At 58.8% G+C, this 15292-nt stretch carries 14 protein-coding genes; 10 read left to right on the plus strand and 4 right to left on the minus strand.

What is annotated here, in order from left to right:
• Positions 1-79 precede the first annotated feature (79 nt).
• From J5276_RS23065 to J5276_RS23095, 7 genes are all read left to right on the plus strand, one after another.
• The gene (locus J5276_RS23065; RefSeq protein ID WP_025594974.1) at positions 80-817 is read left to right on the plus strand and encodes a prolyl oligopeptidase family serine peptidase; all 738 of its coding nucleotides are present in this window, start codon (positions 80-82) and stop codon (positions 815-817) included.
• Between the two features lie 211 nt (positions 818-1028).
• The gene (locus J5276_RS23070) at positions 1029-2099 is read left to right on the plus strand and encodes a LacI family DNA-binding transcriptional regulator (protein WP_174012371.1); all 1071 of its coding nucleotides are present in this window, start codon (positions 1029-1031) and stop codon (positions 2097-2099) included.
• A gap of 5 nt (positions 2100-2104) precedes the next feature.
• Complete coding sequence (locus J5276_RS23075) at positions 2105-3706, plus strand: FAD-dependent oxidoreductase (RefSeq protein WP_111796679.1); 1602 nt, start codon at positions 2105-2107, stop codon at positions 3704-3706.
• A 49-nt stretch (positions 3707-3755) separates the two neighbouring features.
• Positions 3756-5027 carry a sugar ABC transporter substrate-binding protein gene (locus J5276_RS23080; protein ID WP_111796678.1) on the plus strand — a complete coding sequence of 424 codons (1272 nt, stop codon included), beginning with the start codon at positions 3756-3758 and terminating at the stop codon, positions 5025-5027.
• 10 nt (positions 5028-5037) lie between these two features.
• Positions 5038-5970: a carbohydrate ABC transporter permease gene (locus tag J5276_RS23085; protein ID WP_111796677.1), complete on the plus strand. Its 933-nt coding sequence runs from the start codon at positions 5038-5040 to the stop codon at positions 5968-5970.
• Complete coding sequence (locus J5276_RS23090) at positions 5960-6802, plus strand: carbohydrate ABC transporter permease (protein ID WP_060642606.1); 843 nt, start codon at positions 5960-5962, stop codon at positions 6800-6802. The genes J5276_RS23085 and J5276_RS23090 overlap by 11 nt, the downstream gene beginning before the upstream one ends.
• Positions 6803-6820: 18 nt before the next feature.
• Complete coding sequence (locus J5276_RS23095) at positions 6821-7873, plus strand: ABC transporter ATP-binding protein (protein WP_065660275.1); 1053 nt, start codon at positions 6821-6823, stop codon at positions 7871-7873.
• Between the two features lie 104 nt (positions 7874-7977).
• Here J5276_RS23095 and J5276_RS23100 read toward each other — a convergent pair whose 3' ends face one another.
• Genes J5276_RS23100 through J5276_RS23115 form a run of 4 tightly spaced genes read right to left on the minus strand, consistent with a single transcriptional unit; the run spans position 7978 to position 11468 of the window.
• Entirely contained in the window at positions 7978-8715 is a 738-nt protein-coding gene (locus J5276_RS23100; RefSeq protein ID WP_111796676.1) for an ABC transporter ATP-binding protein, read from the minus strand.
• Positions 8712-9557, minus strand: coding sequence for an ABC transporter ATP-binding protein (locus J5276_RS23105; protein WP_209159659.1), 846 nt, complete (start codon positions 9555-9557; stop codon positions 8712-8714). The genes J5276_RS23100 and J5276_RS23105 overlap by 4 nt, the downstream gene beginning before the upstream one ends.
• Complete coding sequence (locus J5276_RS23110) at positions 9544-10443, minus strand: ABC transporter permease (protein WP_013761140.1); 900 nt, start codon at positions 10441-10443, stop codon at positions 9544-9546. Before J5276_RS23110 ends, J5276_RS23105 begins: the two co-directional genes overlap by 14 nt.
• On the minus strand, positions 10440-11468 hold the full coding sequence (locus tag J5276_RS23115; RefSeq protein ID WP_065660278.1) for an ABC transporter permease: 1029 nt from the start codon (positions 11466-11468) through the stop codon (positions 10440-10442). Before J5276_RS23115 ends, J5276_RS23110 begins: the two co-directional genes overlap by 4 nt.
• 205 nt (positions 11469-11673) lie before the next feature.
• Between J5276_RS23115 and J5276_RS23120 the strand changes: the two genes are divergently transcribed.
• The 3 genes from J5276_RS23120 (at position 11674) to J5276_RS23130 (ending at position 15091) form a co-directional block, all read left to right on the plus strand.
• A complete protein-coding gene (locus J5276_RS23120) occupies positions 11674-12387 on the plus strand; it encodes a FadR/GntR family transcriptional regulator (protein WP_004431172.1) in 714 nt (237 codons plus the stop codon).
• A gap of 67 nt (positions 12388-12454) precedes the next feature.
• A complete protein-coding gene (locus J5276_RS23125; RefSeq protein ID WP_013761138.1) occupies positions 12455-13435 on the plus strand; it encodes a mannonate dehydratase in 981 nt (326 codons plus the stop codon).
• A 117-nt stretch (positions 13436-13552) separates the two neighbouring features.
• The gene (locus tag J5276_RS23130) at positions 13553-15091 is read left to right on the plus strand and encodes an ABC transporter substrate-binding protein (RefSeq protein WP_370647638.1); all 1539 of its coding nucleotides are present in this window, start codon (positions 13553-13555) and stop codon (positions 15089-15091) included.
• Positions 15092-15292 lie beyond the last annotated feature (201 nt).

The following is a 15292-nucleotide window of genomic DNA, read 5'->3' on the forward strand; positions in this document are numbered from 1 at the left end:
CAAACCACTGAACCAACCCGGCGGCTGATGAGTTCACCAGTCGCGTCTTGGAAGACGTGTTTGTTGGGAGGACAAAAGCATGAAGCATCTGAAACTATGCCTGATCGCTGTTGCAGCACTGGCCACATCGACATTTGCCTTTGCCGAGCAAAAGGCCATGAGGTCTGACGCAACGATCGCGTCGGATATCAATTATCTGCTTTATACGCCCAAAGACTATGCCGGTTCGGACAAAACCTATCCTCTCGTGGTCTGGCTGCATGGCGGCGATCAGGGCGGGAGCGACGTCGAAAAGCTGCGCCGCAGCGGTCTGCCAAAATTGATCGAAGGGGGCCGTGATTTTCCTTTCATGGTGTTTTCGCCACAAAATCCGAGTGAGGAACTGCTTTATCCGATCGAACGTGTCGCAAGCGTCCTGGCTTCCGTTGTGGCGGATCATCGGGTGGACCGCAGCCGTATCTATCTGATTGGATATAGCCGGGGAGGGTTCGGCGCCTGGTCAATGGCCGAACAGTTTCCGCAAACTTTTGCTGCGGTCGTCCCAATTGCCGGTGGCGGCATCCGCCATTACCTCAACCGCACCAATGAAAAGACAGCCTTCTGGGCCTTTCACGGCTCACGGGACGAAGTGATTCCTTTGTCCGACACTGTTGTCCTCGTTCAGCGTCTCCAGGAATTGAAACGCAATGTGCGGCTGACGGTGTTTGAAGATACGAACCATGAAGAGGTGGAGGCAAAAGTGCTCGGCGATGAGGCGATGTGGACCTGGCTTCTCCAGCAAAAGCTTGCAGACGCAAAGACGCCTTCGGTACCCTGAACCGGCAGCGGGCACCGTTTTACCGCTGGTATGAAAGCCCATAACCCAGCGCGGCCGTCATAAGGCCGGGCTGGCCGCATCATAAGCCTTCGTCAAAACATCTCTCCGCAAGCGTGTCTTTCCCCTATTGACACGGAGTAGGGAGGTCATGCTAATACGCATTAACAGCTAATACGTATTAGCAGTCAACGAATGTCGGGGAGGGCATTGCGTGAGCAGCCATAAACGCCTTACTCAGAACGATATTGCGAAGCTTGCCGGCGTCAGTCAGGCAACGGTATCGCTTGTTCTGAACGGCGCGCCGACCGCGATTGCGCGTATCCCGGCTGAAACACGCGAACGCGTACAGGCGGTCATTCGCAAGACGGGTTATGTCGCGGACCCGATCGCGCGCCGCATGGCCAAGGGGCTTAATCGCATCCTCGGCGTCTTCACCTACGAGCCTGCTTTTCCAAGCGCACAGGCGGACTTCTTCACGCCGTTCCTGTTGGGCATCGAGGAAGAGGCGCAACAGCAGGCGTACGATCTTCTGCTGCTGACCAGTGCCGGCGTCGGCAACAACCGCAAGATTTTTTCTGAGGGCAACAGGCTCCGGATCGCCGATGGCTGCCTGGTCCTGGGCCGTGAATTCGACCGCAAGGAGCTTACCCGGCTGGTCTCGGAAGATTATCCATTCGTGGCGATCGGCCGACGCGACGATGCTGGCGGGCCCGTGCCCTATGTTGGCGGCGACTATGGCGCGGGCACACGGCAGCTTGTTGAGGATGCCATGATGCTCGGGCATTCCAAACTCGCCTATATCGGCCCTGCGGGTTCGGCGGAATCGATTGCCGACCGCTGGCGAGGTTTCAGTGATGCGCTCGGCACGGCGGCGACGCTTGCATTGCACATAAAGGCGGTAAACCGGCCTGCCGAAAAGATCCTCGACGCGATCATCGAAAGCGGCGCGACGGTGGCATTTTTCATAGAACTGGCGGATGCGGTGCGCGTCGAGACTTTGGCACGGGAGCGCGGAATTGGGGTACCTGACGTGTTTTCGATGGTCGTGCTTGGCAGCCATATTCGTGCCGGCCGCAGCCCGGTGCGTTTCACATCCTATGAAATTCCCCGTGAAGAGATGGGCCGGCAGGCGACTGCAATGCTGGTGAACCGCATCGAGACCGGCAGCCCGGGAAGTCAAATTCTACTCAAGTGCCAACCCGTCAAGGGTGAAACATTGGGGCCGGCTCCAGTGGCCTCCCCAGATAAGTCCCCAGTCAACAAAACGGATGAGACGACGTGAAAGAGATGCAAGCAGACATTCTTGTGGTCGGTGGTGGCCTTGGCGGCGTGGCGGCGGCGCTCGGTGCCGCACGCGCCGGAAAGCGCGTGATCATGACCGAGGAATATGACTGGATCGGCGGTCAGTTGACTAGCCAGGCCGTGCCATCGGACGAACATAGCTGGGTCGAGCAGTTCGGTATCACCCGCTCTTATCGCGCGCTACGCAACGGCGTGCGCCAATATTACCGCGACCATTATCCTTTGACGGAAGGCGCCCGCTCCTGGAGTGACCTCAATCCGGGTGGCGGCTGGGTCAGCCGCATCTGCGCCGAGCCGCGCGTCAGCCTTGCGGTGATGGAAAGCATGCTTATGCCCTATATCGGCGCCGACCGGCTGACGGTGCTCAAGCCCTATCGGCCGGTTGCTGCCGATGTGGATGGCGACCGGGTCCGCGCGATCACCTTGCGCCATCGCGACAGCGGAGCTGAGATTGTCATTTCCGCCGACTACATTCTTGATGCCACCGAGCTTGGCGATCTGTTGCCGATGACGGGCACGGAATATGCCAAGGGGTTCGAGGCGCAATCGGACACGGGTGAGCCCAGTGCGCCGGCCAGCGCCCAGCCTGATAATGTGCAGGCCGTGTCGATCTGCTTTGCAATCGATCATGTCGACGGCGATCAGACGATCGACAAGCCTGATAATTACGACTACTGGCGCAAGTACCAGCCGCATTTCTGGGGTGGGCCGATGCTCGGTTTCACCGCGCCGCATCCGCGCACGCTGGAACACACGACCCGCTCCTTCACGCCCAATCCGGACGACGATCCGCTGCTGGTTGATGCCGACCAGCGCAAGGGCGGTGGCGATGAAAACCTCTGGATTTTCCGTCGCATCGCGGCACGCAAGAACTTTGCGCCAGGTTTTTATAAATCCGACATCTGCCTCGTGAACTGGCCGATGATCGACTACATGGACGGCACCATCATCGATGTGTCGGAAGAAGAAAAGGCGCGGCATCTGAAGGCGGCGGCCGAACTTTCCTATTCGGTGTTTTACTGGTTGCAGACCGAAGCGCCGCGCCTTGATGGCGGACAGGGCTTTCGCGGCCTGCGTCTCAGAGGCGATATTACCGGCACCGAACACGGCCTTGCCATGGCGCCCTATATCCGGGAAAGCCGCCGCATCAAGCCGGTCACGCGCATCGTCGAACAGGATCTTTCCTACACGGTTCGCGGGGACAGGGGGGCTGTCCGCTATCGCGACAGCATCGGCATCGGCATGTACCGCATCGATCTGCACCCATCGACCGGTGGCGACAACTATATCGATGTGCCTTCCTGCCCGTTCGAGATTCCGCTTGGCGCACTCATACCCGAGCGCGTGAAGAACCTTATTCCGGCGGGCAAGAACATCGGCACGACGCATATCACCAATGGCTGCTACCGCCTGCATCCAGTCGAATGGAATATCGGCGAAGTGGCTGGAATGCTGGCGGCCTATTGCCTGGAAAAAGGTCTCACACCGCATCAGGTGCAGGAAGACGATGACCATCTTCATGCCTTCCAGACGGCGCTAACCCGCGAAGGCATTGAAATACGCTGGCCGGATATCGCGGCCTATTAGGACGGCGGACTGTCGTTCGATCGAACCCATCTTTGGAGGAGGACTGGGAATGAATAGTCATTGGAAAATGCAAACCACGGCCTGCGCGCTGGCCCTTATCGGCTCGTTTGCGCTGGCAGGGGCAGCGGCGGCACAGGATGCGGTCAAGCTGCGCATGACGATCTGGAGTGCCAACGAGGCGCATCTAAAGCTGTTCAACGACATCGCAGCCGGCTTCAAAAAGGACCATCCGAATGTCAGCGTGACCTATGAGTCCCTGCCTTTCGACACCTACACCACTGCGCTCACGACCCAGATTGCGGGCGGCAATGCGCCTGACATGGCCTGGATTTTTGAGACCTCGGCCTATGATTTCGTCAAATCAGGCGCGCTCTATCCGCTTACCGACACGCTGAAGGCCGCTCAGGGTTACAATCTCGACGAAGTCAGCGCCGGGGCCACGGAACGCTGGTCGCAGGACGGAAAGCTCTTCGCCTATCCGTTCTCGACCTCGCCCTTTGCGGTCTTCGTCAACAATGATCTCATCAAGGCCGCAGGTGCAAAGACGCCGGCGGAGATGATCGCTGCCGGCGAATGGACCTGGGAAAACGCCATCGCGACCGCCTCGGCGGTCGCAAAATCCGGCAAGGGCGGGCTTGTCGTCCGCGACTTCAATTACCAGAGCTGGCAATATCTGACCTCCGTGTGGAACGGCTGGGGCGCATCGCCCTGGAGCGCGGATGGCGCAACCTGCACCATGGCGGAAAAGCCGATGGCGGATGCTGTATCGTTCATCCATGATGCCGTCTTCAGCAAGAAGGCCATGCCCGGCCCCGGCGAGACGGTCGATTTCTTTGCCGGTAATGCCGCGATGACCATTACCCAGATCAGCCGGGCCTCGCTTTTGCCGAAGGACAAGCCTTTCGGCTGGGACCTCGTGCCGCTGCCGAAAGGACCTGCCGGTGAATACGCGCTGATCGGGCAGGCCGGCATCGGCGTCATGCAGTCTGGCAAGAATGCGCAGACGGCGGCCGAATTCGTTGCTTACATGACCAATCCGGAAAATTCGGCAAAGCTCAGCCAGTTCTTCCCCTCGGCACGCAAGTCGCTGTTGAATGCGGAGGTGTTGAAAAAAACAAATCCGCTGCTCAGCCAGGAACAGATCGAAAAGGTCGTCATATCAGGCATCGCCACGGGCAAGGTCATGCCCGGCCACACCGGCTTTGCCCAGATCCAGCAGATCGTGCGCTCAAACCTCGATGCGGTCTGGCGGCCGGAGGCCGATGTCGCGGGAGCGCTTCAAAAAATCTGCGGCCAGATCGCGCCGCTCCTGAAGCGCTGAGGAGAAAGCCATGGCTGTCGCGCAGGAGATTACCCGTACCCGGCATCGCCCTGCATCGGCGTTCTGGACCATCGCGCGGCGCGACAGTCTCGCTGGCTTTCTGTTCATCGCCCCGCAGCTGATCGGGATCATCATCTTCGTGCTGATCCCGCTCGGGCTGGTGTTCTGGTATTCGCTGCATGAGTGGAACGTGCTCGCCAATACCTTTACCTATACCGGTGCGCAAAACTACCGGATGCTCATCGAAGACGGCAATCTTCTGGAGGTGCTGGGCGCGACCGGGATATTCTCAGCCGGCCTCGTCGTGTTCAACCTGTCGCTGGCGCTGCTGCTTGCCGTGCTGCTCAACCAGAAGCTTGCCGGCATTGCGATATTCAGAACGCTGTTCTTCTCGCCCGTCGTCGTGTCTCTGGTTGCCTGGACGATCGTCTGGGGTTTCCTGCTGCAGAAGAATGGCGGCATCAACGGCATGTTGCTGATGGTCGGGATCGAAGGTCCCAACTGGCTGCGCGAGGAGACGACAGCGATGATTTCGGTCATCGTCGTGCAGGTCTTCAAGAATGTCGGGCTCAACATGATCCTGTTTCTGGCGGCACTTCAGGGCGTGCCGAAGGAACTCTACGAGGCCGCCCGCATCGACGGCGCGCCAGCCTTCAAACAGTTCCGTCGCATCACCCTGCCGCTGATCAGCCCGACGATCCTGTTGACCTCGATCATCACCATTGTCGGCTCGTTACAGGTTTTTGCTCAGATTGCGGTTTTGACTCAGGGCGGGCCGGGTCTGTCGACCACGGTGCTGGTCTACTACCTCTATCAGCAGGCCTTCCAGTTCCATTTCTTCGGTTACGGCTCGACGCTGTCCATCCTGCTGTTTCTGATTGTTGCCGTGCTGACCTTTGCCCAGTGGCAGATGCGCAAGAGGATCGTCTTTTATGAAAGCTGACCTTTCCCCCCGCATGCAGGTGGCGCTTTACGGGCTGTTGTGCGTGCTGTTGATCCCGTTCGTCTTTCCGACCTGGTGGATGGTTACCTCCTCCATCAAGCCCATAAGCGACATCTTCGCCTTCCCACCGCAGCTCATCCCGCAGAGCCACGACTGGACGACCTATGCGAAGGTGTTCGAGTTGCAGCCCTTCGTGCGGCAATATTGGAACTCCGCCTACATTGCCGCTGTGGTGACGATCGGCACGATGATCATCTCCTCAATGGCAGGCTATGCCTTCGCACGGATCCGGTTTCCGGGCGCCAATGTGATCTTCATGATCGTACTGCTTGGCCTGCTGATCCCGTCCGAAGTGACGATCGTGCCGCTCTTCCAGATGTTCCTGAAGGCAGGCATGGTCAACACCCACTGGCCGCTGATCCTCGTGCCGATTTTCGGGGCGCCAAGCGTGTTTGCCACCTTCGTCATGCGGCAGTTTTTTGTGACACTGCCGGGGGAGCTGGAGGAGGCCGCACGCGTCGACGGTCTTGGACGTTTCAAGATATTTCGCAAGATTGCCTTGCCCCTGGCAAAGCCGGCGCTTGCTTCGGTCGCGATCTTTACGTTCCTGCATTCCTGGAACCTGTTCCTCGAACCCATCGTCTTTCTCTCCAGCGCCGAGATGTTCACGCTGCCGCAGGCGCTGACGCAATATACCGACGCCTATGGCGGGCCGATGTGGAACATCCAGCTTGCCGCAGCGACGCTGACTGCGCTGCCCGTGCTTATCGTCTTCGTGATTGCCCAGAAGCAGTTTGTCGAAGGCCTCGCCCATACCGGCCTCAAGGGCTGAAGAACCGGAAACCGATTGATGGCTCACGTTACTCTCTCCGACATCCGCAAAAGCTATGGCGCGGTGAAAACCATTCACGGCATCGATCTCGCCATTAAGGACGGTGAGTTTGTTGTGCTTGTCGGGCCTTCCGGCTGCGGCAAGTCGACCCTGTTGCGGATGATAGCCGGTCTCGAAACGATTACCGGCGGAGAGCTCAGGATCGGCGAACGGGTCGTCAACGATCTCGATCCCAAGGACCGCGATATTGCCATGGTGTTCCAGTCCTATGCCCTATATCCGCATATGACGGTGGCCAGCAATATGGGCTTTTCGCTGGAGCACCGCGGTTCCAGCAAGCAGGAAATTGCTGAAAAGGTGAACTGGGCAGCGGATATTCTTGGCCTTGCGCAACTGCTCGACCGTTATCCGCGCCAGCTTTCCGGCGGCCAGCGCCAGCGTGTTGCGATGGGCCGGGCCATTGTTCGCAATCCGCAGGTGTTCCTGTTCGATGAGCCCCTGTCCAACCTTGATGCGAAGTTGCGCGTCGTCATGCGCGGCGAGATCAAGGCACTGCACCAGAAGCTGAAGACCACCACGATCTATGTGACGCACGACCAGGTCGAGGCGATGACGATGGCCGACAGGGTCGTGGTTCTCAATGGCGGCAGGGTCGAGCAGATCGGCACGCCGCTCGAACTTTACGACCGCCCGGCAAATCAGTTTGTTGCGGGCTTCATCGGTTCGCCATCGATGAACTTCCTGACCGGCGCGATAACTGAAAGAGGTTTTGAAACCGCAGGTATCGTGTTGCCCTTGCCAGTTTCCGCGGCCGGCTTTGCCGGCAAACAGGCCGTTTACGGCATCCGCCCGGAACACTTCCTGCTTGATGCCGGCGGCGTGCCTGCCGAGATAATGCTGGTTGAACCATTAGGATCGGAAACGCAGGTCACCATGAAACTCGGCGATACCAAGGTACTCGGCGTCTTTCGGGAACGCATAGGGCAGGCAGTCGGCGACAGCATCATGGTCTCGCCGACACTTAACTGCGTCCATCTGTTTTCGAGTGAAGACGGAGCACGGCTGAACTGATCACGGGGCCATCTGCCTCTTGCGCGGCCCGAAAGATCAGATACTAGACTGCCAGGGAAAACCTCGCAGTCCAGCTGTTCCCATGGCTCACCCCATGACTGCTTTCAGAGGAAGCTGCTCTCGAAGAGTTCGCCTGAATAGGCGGCGTGGGTGATGCCCGCTTCAAGATCGGCCTTGGTCAACTCATCGACAAAAACACCATTCTGCATGACCAGAACGCGGTCGCACATATGGGCTATAACCGACAGGTCGTGGCTGACGAGAACGAAGGTGAGGTTCTGCTCGTCGCGCTGATCGGCCAGCAGGTTCAGGATTTCCGCCTGAATGGAGACGTCGAGAGCGGATGTCGGCTCGTCGAGAAGCAGGATCGGCGGCTTGAGGATAAGCGCGCGGGCGATCGCAACACGCTGACGCTGTCCTCCGGACAGTTCGTGCGGGAAGCGCTCGGCAAAATGCGCGGGCAGGCCAACCTGCTGCAGCGCGGCCGGAACCTTCGACCAGCCGTCACCAAGCCCCATGGAGCGGATCGGTTCGGCAAGAGCCCGGCCGATGCGGTGGCGTGGGTGCAGGGAACCATAGGGGTCCTGGAACACCATCTGCGCCAGCTTCAGCTCGTCGCGGCTGCGGACTTTGCCCACAGGCTTGCCTTCGAAAGAGATCGATCCGGTCCAGCCGGATTCCAGACCGGCAAGCGATCGCAGCAATGTCGACTTGCCGCAACCGCTTTCGCCAACGATGCCGAGTGTCTCGCCTCGGTTGACCCGAAAGCTGACGTCGCGCACGACGTGATTGCGGGTTTCCTTCGTGCCGTAGACGACATCAAGCTTGTCTACCGTGATCATCGCATCACCTCCGCATCGATTGCCTGGCGATCCAGCACCTTGAGGCGCCGGACCGGATTGCGGGGATCGGGCATGGCCGCGATCAGGCCCCGTGTATAGGGGTGTTGCGCATCTTCGAGCTTGGAAAGCGTCTCCACGACGCGTCCGCCATACATGACCAGCACGCGTTCGCAAAAGGCCGCGACCATGCGGATATCGTGACTGATGAGGATGAGGCCCGAATTGTTTTCGCGCACCATCTCGTCCAGAAGCAGAAGGACATCCTTGCGGAAGCTGACATCGAGTGCTGAGGTCGGTTCGTCGGCGATGACCAGCTTGGGTTTGGCAAGCAGCATCATGGCGATCATCACGCGCTGTCCCATGCCGCCTGAAATCTGGTGGGGATAAAGCCCCATCACGCGGTCAGGATCGTTTATGCGCACGCGCAGCAGCATGTCGCGCGCGGCATTTCTGGCGGCCTTGCCCTTGAGGGCCAGATGCAGCTCGGCCGCTTCCGCCACCTGCTTTCCGATCGGCAGGACCGGATTGAGGGAATAACGCGGATCCTGCATGATGAGCGCCATCTCGCTGCCGCGGATCGCACCCATCTGGCGCTCGGATTTTTCAAGCAGGGGTTCGGAGAGGAAATCCATCCGTTCTGCCGTCACCGTGGCGCTCTTGGGCAGAAGGCGCATGGCGGCACGACCGGTCGTGGACTTTCCGGACCCGGATTCGCCGACGATACCGACACGCTCGCGCCCGACGTCGAAGTTGACATTGGAGACGGCGGGGATGGCGTTGCGGCCAAAGCGAACGTTAAGATCGCGGACCGAAAGAATGGGAGAGCTATCAGGAACGGGCATGACGCGGATCCAGTAGGTCGCGCAGCGTATCGCCAGCGATGTTGAAGGCAAGGCTCGTCAAAAGGATCGCGATGCCGGGCATGACGGCGACCCACCAGTAATCGAGCATGAATTTACGGCCGCTGGAAATCATCGCCCCCCATTCGGGAAGCGGCGGCTGAGCGCCAAGACCGAGGAAGCCAAGCGAGGCGGCCGTCAGGATGATACCGGCCATATTCAATGTCAGTCTGACGATGACCGAAGGAATGCACATCGGCGCGATATAAAGAAACAGGATGCGCATCGGCGAGGCCCCGTAGAGGCGTGCGGCCGCAACATAGTCGGTGTTGCGCACGACCAGCGCTTCGGCCCGAGCCAGACGCGCGATGGGCGGCCAGGCGGTCAGCGAGATCGCGATGATTGCGGTGCCGAGACCGGCTCCCATTGCAGCAGCAAAGGCAAGTGCCAGAACGAGCGAAGGGAAGGAAAGGACAATATCGGTCGCGCGCATCAGAATGGCGTCGGTTCTGCCGCCGAAGAAACCGGCCATGACACCGATTGCAAGGCCGATAGGGCCGACGATGACCGAGACCGACAAGACGGTCTGGATCGTGATGCGGGTGCCATAGACGAGGCGGCTGAAAATGTCTCGGCCAAATTCGTCGGTCCCCGCCAGATGCGCCCAGCTGGGAGGCTGAAGCGCATTGTCGAGCACCTGGCGCACCGGATCATATGGCGCAATCAGGGGAGCGAAAATGGCAACCACGACCAGAATGGCGAGAATGGCAAAGCCGAACATTCCAAGCGGCTCGTCGCCAAGCTTCCGCAGCGTCCGCGCCGTTGTTGTGGATATCCGAGACAATGCGCTGCGGCTCCGCACGGGAGTGTTCTGAGTTATATCGGTCATCGAGCGACCTCCCGTGTCCGCGGGTCAAGCGTGGTGTAGGCCACGTCTGCGAGGAAGTTGAGCATCATGAAGATGAAGCCGATGACGATCGTGGCTGCGAGGATCGCATTCATGTCGCCGATAAGCAGTGCATTCGTCATGTATTGTCCGATGCCGGGCCAGGAAAAGACGATTTCGGTCACAACGGCGCCTTCCAGTAGGTTGCCATAGGAGATGGCGAGAACGGTGATCAGCTGAACCGCGATATTCGGCAGTACGTGGCGGGTTACGGTGCGCGCCGGGCTGACGCCTTTCGCACGCGCCGCAATCACATAATCCTGGCTGAGCTGTTCGAGCGTGAAGGCGCGGGTCATGCGGGTAATGTAGGCCATTGCCATATAGGCAAGGATGATCGCCGGCAGCATGATATGCGCGAGCGCATTCCAGAAAATCTCTGTCTCACCTGCGAGAAGAGTGTCGACCAGCATCAGCCCTGTTCTCGGCTCCACGAGGCCTTCGTAAAAGACGTCCACGCGACCGGGCCCGGCGACAAGGTTGAGATTCGCATAAAAAATCACGAGCCCGACGATACCGAACCAGAATACGGGTATCGAATGCCCCACCAGCGCAAAGACACGTGCGAACTTGTCGATGAACGTGTCGCGAAACAGGGCCGCGGAGAGACCGAGCGGGACGCCGATGACGGTGGAGATGATGATTGCCAGCGTTGCAAGCTCAAGCGTCGCCGGGAAGGCTTGCGCCAGGTCCCGCGTTACCGGGTTTCCGGTCAGAATAGCTATACCGAAATCGCCGTGCAGCAGGCCGCGGAGATAGATGAAAAACTGCTGGTAGAGAGGGAGATCAAGCCCAAGCCGAGCCCGCATGGCTTCATAGGCCTTGGGATCTGCAAGCTCACCGACGATTGCCCCGACCGGATCGGTCGGCATCACCCGGCCAATGATGAAGGTGATGCAGAGCAGGATGAAGAGGCTGACGACAAGTTGCAGGAAGCGATGTCCAAGCCCGCGCAATGAAATTTCAGTCATCGCAAATCGCACTTCCACGAGAAAACGCTGTCAGCGATGCCACTTTTTGAACGGCTCGCCGCAGACGAGCAATTCTACCCTGCAAAAACTTTTGATGGTACTTCATCCCAACTCCTCCCTGAGCTAACATGAAAACATATGACGTAACGCCACGTCATCATATGAGTAACGAAGGGATTCGTTTTCTGCAAGAGGGAAGAGTGGCATGATGGGCGATAGGGAAAAGCCGCGGGAGCGGCGGGCACAACAGATCATCGATAATCTCAGTGCAGAAATTCGCAGTGGAAAACTGAAGAACGGCGATCAGCTTCCCACGGAACCGCAGCTTGAGCGCACCTACGGCGTGAGCCGCACAGTGGTTCGCGAGGCGATCGCGGATCTGCGCTCTTCCGGCTATGTCATTCCCATCCACGGCAAGGGCGTGTTCGTCAGCAATGTCAGCGAGTGGGCGGGTGTGAAGCTGACGCAATCCGAAGTTGGCACAATTGCGGAAACGCTGGAAATGCTTGAGTTTCGGCTCGCAACCGAAGGCGAAGCAGCGGCAATTGCCGCCTATCGCCGCACAGCCCAGCAAGAAGCGGCGATTTCCGCAGCCCATCGGAAAATGGGCCGGGCCATCGATGCGGGCGAAAGCACCGTCAGTGCCGATTACGAGTTTCACACGGCCATTGCGATAGCGACCAACAACCGGTTTTATCTCGAGGCACTGCGCCAGTTCGGGTCACGCTCGATACCGCGCGGTCAGTTTCCAACCCTGCCGGAGACGGGCGACGCGGATTATCTGCGCAAAGTGCAGGCCGAGCATGAGGCAATCCTGCGCGCCATCGTAGAGCAGGATCCGGATGCCGCGCGGAAAGCCATGCGCGATCATATGCTTGCGAGCCAGCGTCGATACAGGTTGCTTTCCGAGGCGCAATAGCATCTCGACACTCATCTTATTTCGTGCGATGTCATATGATGACTAGCATGGAGTGAGGAGAGAATCGATGTATGTCGGCACCCAGGTGACAGCGCGCGATGACGAGGATTTCAAGGTTTGGGCGCAGCTTGGCGTCAAGAATATCAACGCCGATCCGCCTGGTGCACCCGCAAGCTGGACCTTTGAGGATTTTGAGCGTCACCGTGACAAGGTCGAGAGCTTTGGCCTCGTGCTCGACATGGTGCAATTGCCGTTGCCATCAAGGCCGATCGAACAGGCATCGTTTCCCGATATCCTGCTTGCCGGGCCAGAACGCGACCGGCAGATTGATGCCGTCTGCAGAATGATTGAGGATATCGCCAGGGCCGGCATCCCGGCGGCGAAATACAACCTCAATCTCATCGGCATCCCGCGCACTGAAATGGAGCGTGGGCGTGGTGGTTCGCTCAATGAAGCCTGGCGATGGGACAAGGCGGACCATGATGCGGCTCCGGGCCTTGCCGGTGTTCTATCCGAGGACGAAAACTGGGAACGCATCGACTATTTCCTCGAACGCGTGGTGCCGGTTGCCGAAAGCAACAAGGTCCGGCTCGCCTGCCATCCGCATGACCCCTACACCCCGCCCGGCTACAAGGGTGTCACCCGGGTGCTCGGCACCGTCGAGGGCCTGAAGAAATTCGTGCAGATGCGGGAAAGCCCCTATCACGGCCTGAATTTCTGCCAGGGATCGATCGGCGAGATGCTCGACAATCCGCGCGAGGAGATCGACGAGATCATCCGCTGGTTTGGCAGCCGCGACAAGATATTCAATGTCCATTTCCGCAACATCAGCGGCGGCAAGCTGTCGTTCATGGAAACGTTTCCCGACGAGGGTGACATGGACATGGTCCGTTCGCTGAAGCTCTACCATGAACTCGGCTATCGATACATGATCATGCCCGATCATGTGCCGACGATTGCGGGCCGCGATCCCGTCGGTGTCGCCTTTGCGTTTTGCTACGGCTACATCGCCGCGCTCATCGAGGCGCTTAATAACAACCATCTTTGACTGTTTCAGGCCGGTTGGCGCGTCATGGCGCTGCCGGCTTGCAATTACCGATCTGTAGGAGGAGCAGCTATGAAAAAATCAATGATCCGTCTCGCATTCACCACCGTTCTGGGAGCCATGTTGGTGCAGGCGTCGCCGGTGGCGGCCAAGACCCCCAAAGACCAGCTCGTTGTCGGGACATCGCTGGCCCAGGTGCTCTCGCTAGACCCCCATCAGGCTACCGAAGCGAAAGCCAACGAAATCATGGCCAATCTTTACGATCGGCTGATCTCGGTTGATGGCTCGGGGAAGGTTTCGCCGCAGCTGGCAGAGCGCTGGGAGACAGATGACAAGGGCATCACGTTTCATCTTCGCGCCGCCAACTTTGCGTCGGGCAATCCCGTTACCTCCGCAGATGTGGTTTATTCGTTCAGCCGCCTTTTGAAGATGAATCAGGCGGCGGCCGCCAACCTCAAGCGCGTCGGTTACAACGCGGAAAATGTCGACAAGCTGGTGAGCGCCCCGGACGAGAAGACGGTCCGTATCGAACTGTCAGGGCAAACGACCTCCGAGCTGCTGCTCTATCGTCTGGCGATGGTCATTGCCAGTGTCGTCGACAGCAAGGAGCTCAAGTCCCATGAAGTTGATGGCGACTGGGGCAATGCGTGGCTGAGAACAAATTCCGCCGGTTCAGGACCCTTCACCCTCAATCGCTGGTCGCCGAACGAAATCATCATTCTTGAGGCCAACAAGGACTATGTGGCTGGCAGCCCGAAAATGCGTCGCGTGATCGTCCGGCATGTACCCGAAAGTCAGGTGGAGCGCCTGATGCTGGAGCGAGGCGACATCGACATTGCCAGCGCGCTGACGGCATCCGACCTTGCGACCTTCAACAACAAGGAAGGTTTTCAGATCCAGCGCGTGCCGACGGGTGGTTTCTACGTCCTGTCCATGAATGCCGGCAAGGAGCCTCTTTCCAACCCCAAGGTTCGCGAAGCGATTGCTTACGGCATCGACTACAAGGGAATGGAAAAGACCATCATGGGTCCCTATGGCAGGGCGCGCACGGTGCCGGTTCCGGAGAATTTTGAATATGCCATTCCAAGCCCCGACTGGAAGCTTGATGTCGAGAAAGCGAAATCTCTTCTGAAGGAAGCCGGCTATGAGAATGGCTTCACGCTTAATCTGAAGACAATTGCCCAAACGCCGCGTATCGATCTTGCTACGGCCATCCAGGCATCGCTCAGCCAGGTCGGTATCAAGGTGAACATTCAGCAGGGTAACGGTTCGGACGTGATTGCCGCTCACCGTGCGCGGGACTTCGATCTGCTTATTCCGCAGACGGGCGCCTATATGCCCAACGTCCTCGGCTCGATGGAGCAGTTCTCCAGTAACCCCGACAACTCGCTTGCTGCCAACAATGCCGGCAATTTCGTCTGGCGCTCTGCCTGGGACATTCCGGAGCTGACGGCTCTGACCGCAAAGGCTTCCCTTGAGCCCGATGCCAAGAAACGTGGGGAAATCTACACCCAGATGCAGGAAATGTTCGTCGCGCAGAAGCCAGCCGTTCTGCCTCTCTTCGAGAGATACGAGCCGATCGTTTTGACGTCGCGCGTCAAGGATTATGTCGGTCACCCCAGCCAGACGACGCGACTGGAAAACGTGACGAAGCAGTGACTGCAAACCACTAGACGGAAAACATGTGACGGGCGGTGACTTTACCGCCCGTTTTTTTGTGGGTCCCTCGACTGCTTGCTGGCCAATTAAGACAGGGCCGCCGTGCGAACTATTACGCCCGCATCCTTGAATTCTTGGGGTTTTCGCGATGGCTCTAGCGGGTTAGACCGTGCAGCGATCGACCCTTTCCCAGAGCGGTAT

Source organism: Agrobacterium sp. S7/73, assembly GCF_019355535.1.
In the GTDB taxonomy this organism is placed as follows: Bacteria; Pseudomonadota; Alphaproteobacteria; order Rhizobiales; family Rhizobiaceae; genus Agrobacterium; species Agrobacterium tumefaciens.